At 52.8% G+C, this 12,678-nt stretch carries 12 protein-coding genes, 2 tRNA genes, 2 rRNA genes and 1 pseudogene (1 of these 17 running past the window's edge); 15 read left to right on the top strand and 2 right to left on the bottom strand.

Features of this window, described 5'->3' with window-relative positions:
- Nucleotides 1–19: 19 nt before the first annotated feature.
- The 9 genes and pseudogenes from ACFOWX_RS01130 to ACFOWX_RS01170 all read left to right on the top strand — a co-directional run bounded on the left by ACFOWX_RS01130 (nt 20) and on the right by ACFOWX_RS01170 (nt 5,663).
- The gene (locus ACFOWX_RS01130) at nt 20–742 is read left to right on the top strand and encodes a CoA transferase subunit A (protein WP_381420615.1); all 723 of its coding nucleotides are present in this window, start codon (nt 20–22) and stop codon (nt 740–742) included.
- On the top strand, nt 739–1,374 hold the full coding sequence (locus ACFOWX_RS01135; RefSeq protein ID WP_381420616.1) for a CoA transferase subunit B: 636 nt from the start codon (nt 739–741) through the stop codon (nt 1,372–1,374). The genes ACFOWX_RS01130 and ACFOWX_RS01135 overlap by 4 nt, the downstream gene beginning before the upstream one ends.
- A complete protein-coding gene (locus ACFOWX_RS01140; RefSeq protein ID WP_381420617.1) occupies nt 1,364–1,720 on the top strand; it encodes a hypothetical protein in 357 nt (118 codons plus the stop codon). The genes ACFOWX_RS01135 and ACFOWX_RS01140 overlap by 11 nt, the downstream gene beginning before the upstream one ends.
- The gene (locus tag ACFOWX_RS01145; RefSeq protein ID WP_381420618.1) at nt 1,717–2,181 is read left to right on the top strand and encodes a hypothetical protein; all 465 of its coding nucleotides are present in this window, start codon (nt 1,717–1,719) and stop codon (nt 2,179–2,181) included. Before ACFOWX_RS01140 ends, ACFOWX_RS01145 begins: the two co-directional genes overlap by 4 nt.
- A gap of 191 nt (nt 2,182–2,372) precedes the next feature.
- Nucleotides 2,373–2,531: pseudogene (locus ACFOWX_RS01150) on the top strand (succinyl-CoA--3-ketoacid-CoA transferase); the annotation flags it as partial.
- A gap of 276 nt (nt 2,532–2,807) precedes the next feature.
- Nucleotides 2,808–3,575, top strand: coding sequence for a bacteriorhodopsin-like (locus tag ACFOWX_RS01155; protein WP_381420619.1), 768 nt, complete (start codon nt 2,808–2,810; stop codon nt 3,573–3,575).
- 25 nt (nt 3,576–3,600) lie between these two features.
- Entirely contained in the window at nt 3,601–4,539 is a 939-nt protein-coding gene (locus ACFOWX_RS01160; RefSeq protein ID WP_381420620.1) for a Brp/Blh family beta-carotene 15,15'-dioxygenase, read from the top strand.
- A 115-nt stretch (nt 4,540–4,654) separates the two neighbouring features.
- Complete coding sequence (locus ACFOWX_RS01165) at nt 4,655–5,347, top strand: glutathione S-transferase family protein (protein ID WP_381420621.1); 693 nt, start codon at nt 4,655–4,657, stop codon at nt 5,345–5,347.
- A gap of 22 nt (nt 5,348–5,369) precedes the next feature.
- Complete coding sequence (locus tag ACFOWX_RS01170; RefSeq protein WP_381420622.1) at nt 5,370–5,663, top strand: hypothetical protein; 294 nt, start codon at nt 5,370–5,372, stop codon at nt 5,661–5,663.
- 15 nt (nt 5,664–5,678) lie between these two features.
- On the opposite strand, the gene ACFOWX_RS01175 is transcribed toward ACFOWX_RS01170, so the two are convergent.
- Complete coding sequence (locus ACFOWX_RS01175) at nt 5,679–6,089, bottom strand: EVE domain-containing protein (protein WP_381420623.1); 411 nt, start codon at nt 6,087–6,089, stop codon at nt 5,679–5,681.
- A gap of 67 nt (nt 6,090–6,156) precedes the next feature.
- On the opposite strand from ACFOWX_RS01175, the gene ACFOWX_RS01180 reads away from it, so the two are divergent.
- Together ACFOWX_RS01180 and ACFOWX_RS01185 are read left to right on the top strand one after the other, a co-directional pair.
- Complete coding sequence (locus tag ACFOWX_RS01180) at nt 6,157–7,095, top strand: isopenicillin N synthase family dioxygenase (RefSeq protein ID WP_381420624.1); 939 nt, start codon at nt 6,157–6,159, stop codon at nt 7,093–7,095.
- Between the two features lie 14 nt (nt 7,096–7,109).
- A complete protein-coding gene (locus ACFOWX_RS01185; RefSeq protein WP_381420625.1) occupies nt 7,110–7,970 on the top strand; it encodes a glycosyltransferase family 2 protein in 861 nt (286 codons plus the stop codon).
- Between the two features lie 52 nt (nt 7,971–8,022).
- Here ACFOWX_RS01185 and ACFOWX_RS01190 read toward each other — a convergent pair whose 3' ends face one another.
- Nucleotides 8,023–9,561, bottom strand: coding sequence for a lipopolysaccharide biosynthesis protein (locus tag ACFOWX_RS01190; protein ID WP_449325414.1), 1,539 nt, complete (start codon nt 9,559–9,561; stop codon nt 8,023–8,025).
- Nucleotides 9,562–10,031: 470 nt separating this feature from the next.
- On the opposite strand from ACFOWX_RS01190, the gene ACFOWX_RS01195 reads away from it, so the two are divergent.
- The 4 genes from ACFOWX_RS01195 to ACFOWX_RS01210 form a co-directional block, all read left to right on the top strand.
- Nucleotides 10,032–11,533: ribosomal RNA gene (locus tag ACFOWX_RS01195) — 16S ribosomal RNA — on the top strand.
- Nucleotides 11,534–11,703: 170 nt separating this feature from the next.
- Nucleotides 11,704–11,780 (top strand) — tRNA-Ile (locus tag ACFOWX_RS01200).
- A 23-nt stretch (nt 11,781–11,803) separates the two neighbouring features.
- A tRNA-Ala gene (locus tag ACFOWX_RS01205) sits at nt 11,804–11,879 on the top strand.
- Nucleotides 11,880–12,139: 260 nt separating this feature from the next.
- Nucleotides 12,140–12,678: ribosomal RNA gene (locus tag ACFOWX_RS01210) — 23S ribosomal RNA — on the top strand (it continues 2,252 nt past the right edge of the window).
- Together the 16S and 23S rRNA genes with 2 tRNA genes alongside form the textbook arrangement of a ribosomal RNA operon.

The following is a 12,678-nucleotide window of genomic DNA, read 5'->3' on the forward strand; positions in this document are numbered from 1 at the left end:
GTACAAAAGGGGCACCTTCATGAAGAAACTCTATCCCGATGCAACGGCCGCGCTGGATGGCTTGTTGCGCAATGATATGCTGATCGCCAGCGGCGGTTTTGGTTTATGCGGCCTGCCCGAACGATTGCTGGATGCTATTCGCGATAGCGGCGTGACCGGCCTAACCTTTGCCTCCAACAATGCCGGTATCGACAATGAAGGCATTGGCAAATTGCTGCGCACCAAGCAGGTGAAAAAAATGATCTCCAGCTATGTCGGGGAGAATAAGGAATTTGAGCGCCAATATCTGGCAGGCGAATTGGAAGTCGAATTTTGCCCGCAAGGCACACTTGCCGAGCGGATGCGCGCAGGGGGAGCAGGCATTCCCGGCTTTTACACCAAAACCGGTGTTGGGACGCAAGTGGCCGAGGGCAAAGAGCATAAGAGCTTTACCACCCCGAACGGACCCGAAGAATATATATTGGAACGGGGTATCTTTGCCGACCTTGCCATTGTGAAAGCATGGAAAGCGGATGAGAGCGGCAATTTGATGTTCCGCAAAACCGCCCGCAATTTTAACCTGCCTGCCGCCACTTGTGGCAAGGTCTGCGTTGTAGAGGTGGAGGAAGTTGTGCCAGTGGGCAGCCTAGACCCTGATTGCATACACTTACCGGGCGTCTATGTGCAGCGCATGATTGTCGGCGCGCCTTACGACAAAAAGATTGAATTTCGCACTATTCGCGAAAGGGAGGCGGCGGCATGAGCTGGACCCGTGACGAGATGGCGGCGCGTGCTGCGAAAGAACTGAAAGACGGCTATTATGTCAATTTGGGCATCGGCATTCCGACGCTGGTCGCCAACCATATTCCGCCAGGGGTTGAGGTGACGTTGCAAAGCGAGAATGGCATGCTAGGCATTGGCCCGTTTCCTAATGCAGGGGAAGAAGATGCCGACCTTATCAATGCAGGCAAGCAAACGATCAGCGAGCTGCCGCAAAGCGCCTATTTCGATAGCGCAGCCAGCTTTGCGATGATACGCGGCGGGCATATCGACCTTACCGTATTGGGTGCAATGGAAGTGGCGCAAAATGGCGACATCGCCAATTGGATGATCCCCGGTAAGATGATTAAAGGCATGGGCGGTGCGATGGATCTGGTTGCGGGCGTCAAGAAAATCATTGTCGTCATGGATCATAATGCCAAGGATGGCAGCCCCAAATTCATTCCCGAATGCACGCTGCCGTTAACGGGAAAGAATGTCGTTGATATGATCATCACCGATTTAGCCGTGTTTCAGCGGGCGGATCACAGTTCGCCCTTCAAACTGATCGAACTCGCTCCAGGCGTGAGCGCGGAGGAAGTTGCCGCCAAGACAACGGCGGAATATGTCGAATAGGAATATTGTCCGCTTCATATGGACGATATGTTTTCTTGTTGGCGCTTCTACCCATGCTCGCGACATATGGGCTGGTGGCTGGCTGCCTTATGACTATGCACCTTTGGCAGTTAACTTCTTCTGGACGCTGCTTTTGCCCTTGGACTTGCTCGCTGCACTCATACTTTGGGCCAAACCAAAATTAGGAGCATCGCTCGGTCTGGCAATCATGATCAGCGACGTTGCGGTAAATAGCTGGATGCAATTCGCTCTGGGCATCTCAATGGGCTACGCGCTGTGGCTACAGATTGCCTTTCTGCTTTTCATTCTGGCGACCTGTAAAATTGTGATGCAGGAGGGCGCATGATGTATAAAGTCGAAACCAGTCCCGGTACCCCATGGCTTGTCGCTGCGGCATGGATGTCGGTTGCGGCGGCGCTGGCACATCTTGCCTGCATAATTGGCGGGCCGGACTGGTTCCGTTTCATGGGTGCACCGGAGCCGCTGATCCGCGCCTATGAGAATGGCAATGACCGGCTTGTCTATATAACCATATTCATTGGCGCGATACTTGCGGGATGGGGGCTATGGGCTTTTTCGGCTGCGGGGTGGATTATCCGGTTGCCGCTTTTGAATACCGCACTTTTCCTGATAGCGGCGGTGCTGTTGATCCGCGCGGCGATGATATTTTTTCCGGGCTTTTGGGATCCGCAGCATTCAGGTTCATTCCGTATCTGGACCTCCGGCATCTGTCTTGCCATGGGGCTGTGCTTTGCCATCGGCCTTTGGCGGGGATGGCCATCATTGGGCAAAAGAAAGCAGCCTTGAAAATTTCAGCTTTCGTCAAAATCTTTATGGCGGCCGCCCTGTTAGGGGTTGCCGCTTGGTATGCATCCGCGATATTGCTTGACGGGAAAGATGGCGTTGCCGGTAGCCCTTCAGAATGGCATGGCCGCGCCGATTATCGGCGGCTGGACCAGCAGCTGACCGCGATGATGCGGCGGCCCGAAACGTTAGGGCTGGCGGTGGCTGGAAAGAATGTCGTTGATATGATCATCACCGATTTAGCTGTGTTTCAGCGGGCGGATCACAGTTCGCCTTTCAAACTGATCGGACTCGCTCCAGGCGTGAGCGCGGAGGAAGTTGCCTCCAAGACAACGGCGGAATATGTTGGTTGATGGGAATCACCGCCGCACGCAAATGGCGCGAACCGGTGTCTTATAGGGCAACTGCTAAGCTGATCGGTTGTAATATTACGTTTTTTGGGATTGCTATAGGATAATTAACTATAGGCTAATGCCCTACCGCGCTTATCCTGCCTTTCCCCAAACAGACCTGATGATATTGTAAAGATGCGAGGTTTCAAGAGAGTTTGACAGATCACGAATAGACGACCGCGTTTATCGTTTATCAGGACCAAAAGTGGAACCCGCTAATCAAGCTGGAGGATACTTATGGATATCATTACTGGGGCGCAGTATTCGCTCGTTTACAATGCTTTTTCTTTTACTTTTGCAACCATGGCCGCGACTACGATATTTTTGTGGTTGGGCCGATCTCAAGTCGGGCCAGCCTATAAAACAGCGCTGACTATTTCAGGTTTGGTTTGCGCTATCGCTGCCTACCATTATTACCGAATATTTGAAAGCTGGCAGGACGCGTATGAATTGAAAGATGGCGTTCTGGTCGTGACCGGCATCGCGTTTAACGATGCCTATCGATATGTCGATTGGTTGCTGACCGTGCCATTATTGCTCATCGAGCTGATTTTGGTCATGCGTTTGACGCAGGCGGAAACAACATCGAAATGCCTGCGGCTCGGTTTTGCGGCTGCATTGATGATCATATTGGGTTACCCAGGCGAAATTGCGTCGGACAACACAACCCGCGCTATTTGGGGTACGTTGTCGTCCATTCCGTTCCTCTATATCGTATGGGAATTGTTTAAAGGATTGGGCGAGTCAATCGAGCGTCAGCCCGAAAGCGTTCGGAAACTGGTCAAGGATGCACGGCTGATCACCTTTGGCTCTTGGGGTTTCTATCCCATCGTATACATGATCCCATACACCAATTTGGGCGGCGGTTCCGTTGAAACAGCCGTTCAAATTGGGTATACTATAGCCGATTTGATCGCCAAGGCAGGCGTTGGCGTGTTGATTTATGTCATTGCAGTTCGGAAGAGCGCGATCGAATATCCAGACATTGATCACCAACGGGCATAACGCTTGAATGGAAAGCTTTAAGACCATGACGAAAACAAACGGGCGGCCGGTTTTTCGGTTGCCCGTTTGGTCGTTCTTTTTCCGGATCGGAGCAGTCCACAGCAATAATCAAAAACTGTTGCTTTTATGTGCAGCGGCGGCCTTAATTTTGACCAGCTGGACACAAACTGCGGATATGTTGCTGCCAGCAGTTTGCGCGCTGATGCTCGTCGTTGGCCTGCCCCACGGCATTTTTGATTATCTGACTCTGCGTAAAATCGGACACAAGATGCGCGGGCGGATAATGGGACCGTTGGCAGGTTATTGCGCGGCGGCTTTGTTGACTTGGGCAATGTGGCAAGTGGGCCCGCTTTTATCCCTCTCACTTTTTTTGATAGTCGCGGTTGTTCATTTTTCGGAAGATTGGATGAAGGAACAATCTAGGCTGGGTGCAATTGCCATGGCGATCAGCATGATTGCTTTGCCCTCTATTCTGTACCCTGCCGAATTGGCCCTATTGTTGAGCGCGGTAGCGGGTGTTGAGGCAGGCATGCTGGCCGACAGTTTACGACTGGTCGCCCCCGTTTTTGGCTTGGTCGCGGTTGCTCATGTAGTAATCGCTGTCAGTGACAATGCCATCGAAATCGCATGGCGGAACCTTACGCTATTACTCTGTGCCTTTTTTCTGCCTCCGGGGATTGGATTTGCGATATATTTTTGCGTGCATCATTCACCGATGCATTTTTCCGAGGGAAAAGCACAGCTCACAAGTTATGAGGGCAATGTAAACCAATTTTATGTCGGCATGTCAGCGGCATGTGTTTTGGCTGTTGCATTTGTATTTATATTTCAACCCCACCAAATGCTGGACAAGGCGATTGTCGCTTCGACATTTCAAACGCTGTCGATCCTCACTATTCCGCATATGTTATTGGCTTTGGTAACAGCCCGTTATGTCCCATCTTTTGGGCATTCGCAGCAATAGTTGAGTTGGATAGCGGGTTAATCAATTCATCTACGATTGTTTTATCGTACATCTCGTATTAGCGGTATTCAGCAACGCTGTAACCATCAACATTGCTGAAAGATTGATTGCCTGAATGACCTACACTCTTATCACCGCCAACCGTAATTATTCGAGTTGGAGCCTGCGTCCTTGGCTGCTGATGAAAGCGCTCGGTATTGGTTTTGAGGAGCGGTTTGAACCCTTTACCAAAGACAGCAATTACGATGAATTTCGCTCATTCTCGCCGACGGGCCAAGTCCCGGTACTGATTGACCAAGACAAGACAATATACGATTCGCTGGGAATCACGCTCTATCTGGCGGACCGGCATGAAGGTATTTGGCCAACCGCTGAATCGGCAAGGGCGTGGGCGCAATGTGCTGTCGCCGAAATGCATGGCGGTTTTACAGCTTTACGGAACGAATGCACAATGAATGTCGGCGTGCGAGCAAAGCTGCGTGCCCAATCGCCTGCTCTAACGCGCGATGTCGCTCGTATAAAAGAGCTGTGGAGTGAGGGGCTGAATCGCTTTGGTGGGCCCTATTTGGCGGGTAGTGATTTCAGCGCAGTCGACGCTTTTTTCGCGCCTGTTGCTTATCGTGTTCGGACCTATGATCTGGATGTCGGTGACGGAGGCGCGGCTTGGGCAGATCAGATTATTGCCCATCCCGCGATGCAGGATTGGGAGGCGCAAGCGCTCGCCGAAACTTGGCGCGAAGTTGGTCATGAAGAAGAATTAGCCGCCTTTGCCGACGTCACGGCGGATTATCGTACGGCATCAGTTTAAGCTGCGCGTCAACAGGCCAGTCATGGCTGACTATGTTGAGTTGAGACCTGTTCGTGCCACGGCATGGGGTGAGATAACATCCGCCAGTGATAGCGGGCGGCTTGTCATTAGTTTGCTATATGCAGACCTTGGCTGGCGCACGATCCGGAAGCGCGGCGACTTGACCGAGCGCGGTGCATCGAAAACCGGTGAAGGCCTGGCCACAGCTGCAGCTTTGCTGACCACAGGATTATTCAAAGGTAAGAATGCCAAGATACCGGCGGGAACGCAGGCTGTTGGCCGGATAATGAAAGATGTGGTGCTGACGCCGCGTTAGGTTCTGGCTGGCGCTTTATTTTTCAGCCATAGCGATAATCTCTACCCACTGTGCCGCGCTAACTGGGCTAACGGAAAGGCGGGATTGTTTGACTAGGGCCATATCTGATAATTTCGGATTGGCTTTTATCTCCTGCAATGGCACGGGCCGCACCAATGCTTTCACCGGGCGGACATCGACGAGCACAAATTTGTCATTATCCGCCGATGGGTCGGGGTAATGGCTGCGCGTTATCTCCATGATGCCAACCACCGCCAATCCGGTGCGGGAATGATAGAAAAAGGCAAGGTCGCCCTTTTCCATGGCGCGCATATTTTTGGCGGCGGCGAAATTGCGCACCCCGCTCCATTTGGTTTCGCCGTCGCGGGTTAAGTCATCCCAGCCATATTCATCGGGTTCAGATTTCATCAACCAATATTGCGTCATGGCTTGCTCCGTTCATTTGACCATAAATGACTAGCCCGGAATTAAGCCTGTTGTTATGACCTTGTCCATGACACAAATGCCGATCATTTCGCTCGCCAGTGACGACCCCGCCGCTTTGGGACAGGCGCTGGGTGACAGTTTCAAACAATATGGTTTTGCCACCGTTACCAATCATGGACTCGATGCTGGATTGGTAAAGCGGGCATGGGAATTGACGGCTCAGCTGTTCGCCCGGGAGGAAGCCTATAAACGGCGCGGCTATAAAGAGGGTATTGCCGGAGCGCGGGGGTATACGCCGTTTAAGACGGAAATTGCCAAAGGTGCCGCGCATCGTGATCTGAAGGAATTTTGGCATATCGGTAGGACATTGCCTACAAACAGCCCGCTGCGTGCATCGATGCCGGACAATATCTGGCCCGAGGATATGCCGGAATTTGAGCAGGTTTTCACGCAGCTTTACGCCGATATGGACCGCGTTGGGGCAAAAATATTGTCGTCTATCGCGCTCTATCTAGGCCTGGAGGCCCATTGGTTTGATCCGGCGATCGAAGATGGCAATAGCGTGCTTCGCCTGCTGCACTATCCGCCGATTGAGGGCGAGGACACGGGCGGCGCGATCCGGGCAGGCGCGCATGAAGACATCAACCTGATCACGTTATTGCTGGGCGCGGAAGAGGCGGGTCTTGAGATATTGCGCCCCGATGGCAGCTGGCAAAGCGTTTCGCCGCCCGAAGGAGGCCTCGCCGTCAATGTGGGGGATATGTTGCAGCGGCTGACCAACCATGTCCTGCCGTCCACAACGCACAGAGTAGTCAACCCCGCCGGCGACCGCGCACAGCATAGCCGCTATTCGATGCCCTATTTCCTGCATTTGCGCAGCGATTTCCCGATAGCGACTCTGCCTGGCTGTATCAGCGCAGACAATCCCAACCGCTATCCGCAGCCGATTTTGGCCGACGATTATCTGCGCGAACGGTTGATCGAAATCGGCTTGTTGAAGGCATAGGACCGCCCATCGCAATGACCGCACCCGATATTTGCATCGCCGTTTTGGCGCATAATGAAGCAGGCCGGATCGCGACTTGCCTCAATAGCCTGCCACTGGGCCACGCCGATGTGGACATCCATGTCGTGATTAACGGGTCAACCGACGACACGGCGCAGATTGCCCGTTCCATTGCGGCGGCAACGCATAACTTGACCGTGCATGAATATGAGCAAGGCGGCAAATCGCGCAGTTGGAACCGTTTCGTTTTTGACGAGCTAAACGGTTTCAGCACCTATCACATTTTTGTCGACGGCGATGCCCAATTGCGGCCCGGTTCGGTGGAGGCATTATGTAGCGCGCTGCAAAACGATCCCAGCGCCAATGCGGCATCCGCATTACCCATGAACGGCCGCCGCGCCGGATATTATGCCGATGCGATGCGCCGCGATCACGGGCTGTTCGGCGACCTTTATGCGTTAAGCGGCCAATTTCTGTCGCGGATGAAAGCGCAGAATATCCGCCTGCCCGAAGATTTAATAGGCGATGACGGCTTGATCGCCGCGATGGCAAAAACGGATTTGGGGAATGAGGATAATTGGCGCGACGACAGAATCGCCGTGTGCGACAATGCGGGTTTTTTATGTGAACCGGTGTCCTTGCTGCAAATTAACAGCTGGCAAATGCAGTATAAACGCATGATAAATTACAGCGTCCGGCATTTCCAAAACCGGATGATCACCGATATTATGCGCGGACCGGGTCCCGCCGGATTGCCGCCGACATTATCCAGCCTATATCCGCAGCAGCTTCCCCAATATCGCCCGAGGGCCCGTTTTCCCGAATTTTGGTTTGACCGGATTGCGTTGAAACGCATGGCGGCCAGCGCGGGGTAAAGGCGGCGCACCGCCCCGTCACTTTCCGGCAAGCAGAGCTTCTGCCAGAGCGTTAGGCAGAATCGGTTTGCGCTGCACCGGGGGTAATGGGTTCGGGGGCGCGTCGCCGTAACACGCGCAGCACCTCCAAACAGGTTTCGCGTGAAAAGAACCAGCATAGACCAATATATACGCCAGCGCCCACGGCCGATAATATCGCAAGATGCAGTGGCGGCCATATATGACCGGCGAAGTTGCCGATGACGACCCGGTCGAATAATGTCACCGCGAGCCCCATGATGATGGCTGCACCAAGACCAGGCATGACCGCCTTGGCCAGCTCACGTAATTCAAAGCCGACATGCCCGCGCGCGTTATATATCGTGAACGTGAGCAACAAGGGCAGGGCGATCAGCCAGCCCACCGAAAGCCCCATCGCGCCATAGGGCACCGCAAATATCCAGATGACCGGCATGATGATGGCGCCAGCAATAGGCGTGCGGATTGAGATATGGGGCAGGCCAATCGCATTGAGTATCGGGTGAAACAAAATCTGCAACGTCATGATCGGCATGGCCAGCGCCATAACCATGATCAGCGGCGCTGCCTCTGTCCACTTTGGCCCGAGCAGCGTGTCAACAAACGGATGGGCGGTTGCCGCCATGCCGATATAGAGCGGGCAGGTGATCAGCATAATCAGCCGGACCGCTTTGATGAAGCTATAGGATAGCGCGCTGCGATCATTTTGCAGCCGGGCATAAGCGGGAAAAGCCACTTCATTTAAGGGCGGGACGAATTTCGTTGCGAATAGCTGCGTCAGGAATAGCGCCTGCGCATATATGCCCATTTGGTGATTGTCGAAAAACCGGCCAGCGATGAAAATGTCCGATTGGCTTTGCACGATGAAAAATCCCTGGCTGAGCAGCATCAGGCCGCCAAAGCTGAATACGCTCCATGCGCCTTTGAAATTGAAACTGGGAATCACCCAAAAACGGGTAACGATCATCAGGACGATGGCCCGAGCCCAAAATCCAGCAATGGGCGCAAATACCAATGTCCATACGCCCCAGCCCGCCAGCGCGAGGCCAAGCGCGACTGCGGCGGAGAATATGGCGACCGACAAATTGACGATGGCGGGCTTTTTGAATTCCAGCTTCCTGCTCATCATTGCTTCGGGCAGGACCAGAAAGGGCGTGGACAGATAGATGAGCGATTGCCAGCGCAGCATATCGGCCACCATCGATTCGCGGTAATAAGCCGCCGCCGCTGGCGCCACGATGGTCAATTGGATCAATGCCAGCGCCGCATTGACGAGAATCAGCATGCCAAAAGCCTGCCTTATCCGAATCGGTTCCAGCTTTTCCTGCTGGATTAACGCGCTGGCAAAGCCATATCCGTTCAGGAAATTGAGGAATGTGAGGACAACCGATGTCATCGCATAGAGGCCATAGTCACTTGGATCGAGAATGCGGACGACGGCCAATGTGACGCCCCAGCTTATAACCTGAGCCAATATTTGTGTGCCAGAGCGCCAGAAAACCGCGCTTTTGACGCGGCTTCCGAAATCGCCCGTGGGGGATATGTCATGTTGTCCGCTTTGATCCATGGCCATGGCATATATATGCAAAAGCTTACCAAAGCCTCGCCAAACGGGGGCGCGGAGAAATAAAATCACTTTTTTGAAATAAAATTGCAAAAGGCTGTTGACCGAATCAAAAGCCCCCCATATATGCCCTCTCACCGGAGCGAACGAGACGCTGTTTCGCCGCACTGGTCGCCAACATAACGGTCACCTTAATCCCCTGGGAGTAATTTCAGGGAACCATAGGTGTCCGCTTTTGTGTCGGTGTAAGCCTACGAAAGTTGGCTGGCTCTTTGACATTGTGATAATAAGATGAAGGGACATGTGGGCGACGGCGCCTAGTCCAAGGGCTTTCAGGCCTTGGGTGCTAGGTTAAAAAATTACGTCGTTCAGCACATATGTCCTATACCATGTATAGTAATTTGTGCAGGAACAACGCCTGAAAAGTTCGAGCATGGGTGGTTAGCGGATTTATCCGTGCCATTCAATGTTTTGGATACAAACTTGAGAGTTTGATCCTGGCTCAGAACGAACGCTGGCGGCAGGCTTAACACATGCAAGTCGAACGAAACCAAGGCTTCGGCCTGAAGTTTAGTGGCGCACGGGTGCGTAACGCGTGGGAATCTGCCCTTAGGTACGGAATAACTCAGAGAAATTTGTGCTAATACCGTATGATGTCGAAAGACCAAAGATTTATCGCCTAGGGATGAGCCCGCGTAAGATTAGCTAGTTGGTGAGGTAAAAGCTCACCAAGGCGACGATCTTTAGCTGGTCTGAGAGGATGATCAGCCACACTGGGACTGAGACACGGCCCAGACTCCTACGGGAGGCAGCAGTGGGGAATATTGGACAATGGGCGAAAGCCTGATCCAGCCATGCCGCGTGAGTGATGAAGGCCTTAGGGTTGTAAAGCTCTTTTACCAGGGATGATAATGACAGTACCTGGAGAATAAGCTCCGGCTAACTCCGTGCCAGCAGCCGCGGTAATACGGAGGGAGCTAGCGTTGTTCGGAATTACTGGGCGTAAAGCGTGCGTAGGCGGCTTTTTAAGTCAGAGGTGAAATCCCGGGGCTCAACCCCGGAACTGCCTTTGAAACTGGAAAGCTAGAATCACGGAGAGGTTAGTGGAATTCCGAGTGTAGAGGTGAAATTCGTAGATATTCGGAAGAACACCAGTGGCGAAGGCGACTGACTGGACGTGTATTGACGCTGAGGTACGAAAGCGTGGGGAGCAAACAGGATTAGATACCCTGGTAGTCCACGCCGTAAACGATGATAACTAGTTGTTCGAGTCCAACGGATTTGAGTGACGCAGCTAACGCATTAAGTTATCCGCCTGGGGAGTACGGTCGCAAGATTAAAACTCAAAGGAATTGACGGGGGCCTGCACAAGCGGTGGAGCATGTGGTTTAATTCGAAGCAACGCGCAGAACCTTACCAGCGTTTGACATCCTTGTCGCGGATTTCAGAGATGATTTCCTTCAGTTCGGCTGGACAAGTGACAGGTGCTGCATGGCTGTCGTCAGCTCGTGTCGTGAGATGTTGGGTTAAGTCCCGCAACGAGCGCAACCCTCATCCTTAGTTGCCAGCATTTAGTTGGGCACTCTAAGGAAACTGCCGGTGATAAGCCGGAGGAAGGTGGGGATGACGTCAAGTCCTCATGGCCCTTACACGCTGGGCTACACACGTGCTACAATGGCGGTGACAGTGGGCAGCAACCGGGCGACCGGTAGCTAATCTCCAAAAGCCGTCTCAGTTCGGATTGTTCTCTGCAACTCGAGAGCATGAAGGCGGAATCGCTAGTAATCGCGGATCAGCATGCCGCGGTGAATACGTTCCCAGGCCTTGTACACACCGCCCGTCACACCATGGGAGTTGGATTCACCCGAAGGCGTTGCGCTAACCTGTTTACAGGAGGCAGGCGACCACGGTGGGTTTAGCGACTGGGGTGAAGTCGTAACAAGGTAGCCGTAGGGGAACCTGCGGCTGGATCACCTCCTTTCTAAGGATATCGGCGGAAAGCGCTGGAACTTGTTTCCAGAAGAGCTTCCTCCATTCCAAAGAACATTGCCGTCGTCCTCATGTCCCTTCATTCTGGAAAACAAGCCAAGCGGCTTGTATATCTGAGCTGGCCTTATCACGCCTCGCGGTCCGATGGGCCTGCATTGGTGGGGGCCGGTAGCTCAGGTGGTTAGAGCGCACGCCTGATAAGCGTGAGGTCGGAGGTTCAAGTCCTCCTCGGCCCACCATTGCGGCAGCTCGATTTGGTGACGGGGCCTTAGCTCAGCTGGTAGAGCACCTGCTTTGCAAGCAGGGGGTCAACGGTTCGAACCCGTTAGGCTCCACCAATTTTTATTCCAGAATGTAGGAAATACAGTTTTCTGATCCTTTGTGATCAGGCGTTTACCTCGGTAAACAATCATCTTTGACATTGTGAATGGGTTTTTTAATCGATACCGCGACGGTATATTGGGTGCTTGCATCTGATATAGCGTTGCAATCAAAAACAATTATCTGGCTGAGATAATTATCCAGATCATCCGACATAGTTGGGGTGCCTATCTTCAGGCATCGCAGTTCCAACCTTGTCATTGGTGGTGTGGACTCTCAAGCGTGAGGTAAGAGCATTTGGTGGATGCCTTGGCATATACAGGCGATGAAGGACGTGGCACGCTGCGATAAGCGTGGGGGAGCCGTGAGCAGGCTTTGATCCCGCGATCTCCGAATGGGGCAACCCATCTATCCTATTTAATTTCACCGTTGTTTCGGCAATGTTGGAGTTAAATAGGCAGGATATCTCTTTACTGAATAAAATAGGTTTAGAGAAGCAAACCCGGACAACTGAAACATCTAAGTAGCCGGAGGAAAAGACATCAACCGAGATTCCGTTAGTAGTGGCGAGCGAACGCGGACCAGGCCAGTGCCTTGTTGTTAATTAGCAAAACATTCTGGAAAGGATGACCATAGTGGGTGACAGTCCCGTATGCGAAAATGATCAACAAGGACTCGAGTAGGGCGGAACACGTGAAATTCTGTCTGAACATGGGGGGACCACCCTCCAAGCCTAAATACTCGTATATGACCGATAGCGAACTAGTACCGTGAGGGAAAGGTGAAAAGCACCCCGATAAGGGGAGTGAAACAGTA

Origin of the sequence: Sphingorhabdus arenilitoris (assembly GCF_042651485.1) — a bacterium.
Classification (GTDB): Bacteria; Pseudomonadota; Alphaproteobacteria; order Sphingomonadales; family Sphingomonadaceae; genus Sphingorhabdus_B; species Sphingorhabdus_B arenilitoris.

Excerpts from the sequence above, each read along its gene's own strand:
- ACFOWX_RS01170 (WP_381420622.1), top strand. The coding sequence starts at position 5,370 with ATGGCTGACTATGTTGAGTTGAGACCTGTTCGTGCCACGGCATGGGGT.
- ACFOWX_RS01145 (WP_381420618.1), top strand. The coding sequence starts at position 1,717 with ATGATGTATAAAGTCGAAACCAGTCCCGGTACCCCATGGCTTGTCGCT.
- ACFOWX_RS01180 (WP_381420624.1), top strand. The coding sequence starts at position 6,157 with ATGACACAAATGCCGATCATTTCGCTCGCCAGTGACGACCCCGCCGCT.
- ACFOWX_RS01165 (WP_381420621.1), top strand. The coding sequence starts at position 4,655 with ATGACCTACACTCTTATCACCGCCAACCGTAATTATTCGAGTTGGAGC.
- ACFOWX_RS01185 (WP_381420625.1), top strand. The coding sequence starts at position 7,110 with ATGACCGCACCCGATATTTGCATCGCCGTTTTGGCGCATAATGAAGCA.
- ACFOWX_RS01175 (WP_381420623.1), bottom strand. The coding sequence starts at position 6,089 with ATGACGCAATATTGGTTGATGAAATCTGAACCCGATGAATATGGCTGG.
- ACFOWX_RS01130 (WP_381420615.1), top strand. The coding sequence starts at position 20 with ATGAAGAAACTCTATCCCGATGCAACGGCCGCGCTGGATGGCTTGTTG.
- ACFOWX_RS01190 (WP_449325414.1), bottom strand. The coding sequence starts at position 9,561 with ATGGCCATGGATCAAAGCGGACAACATGACATATCCCCCACGGGCGAT.
- ACFOWX_RS01155 (WP_381420619.1), top strand. The coding sequence starts at position 2,808 with ATGGATATCATTACTGGGGCGCAGTATTCGCTCGTTTACAATGCTTTT.
- ACFOWX_RS01160 (WP_381420620.1), top strand. The coding sequence starts at position 3,601 with ATGACGAAAACAAACGGGCGGCCGGTTTTTCGGTTGCCCGTTTGGTCG.
- ACFOWX_RS01135 (WP_381420616.1), top strand. The coding sequence starts at position 739 with ATGAGCTGGACCCGTGACGAGATGGCGGCGCGTGCTGCGAAAGAACTG.
- ACFOWX_RS01140 (WP_381420617.1), top strand. The coding sequence starts at position 1,364 with ATGTCGAATAGGAATATTGTCCGCTTCATATGGACGATATGTTTTCTT.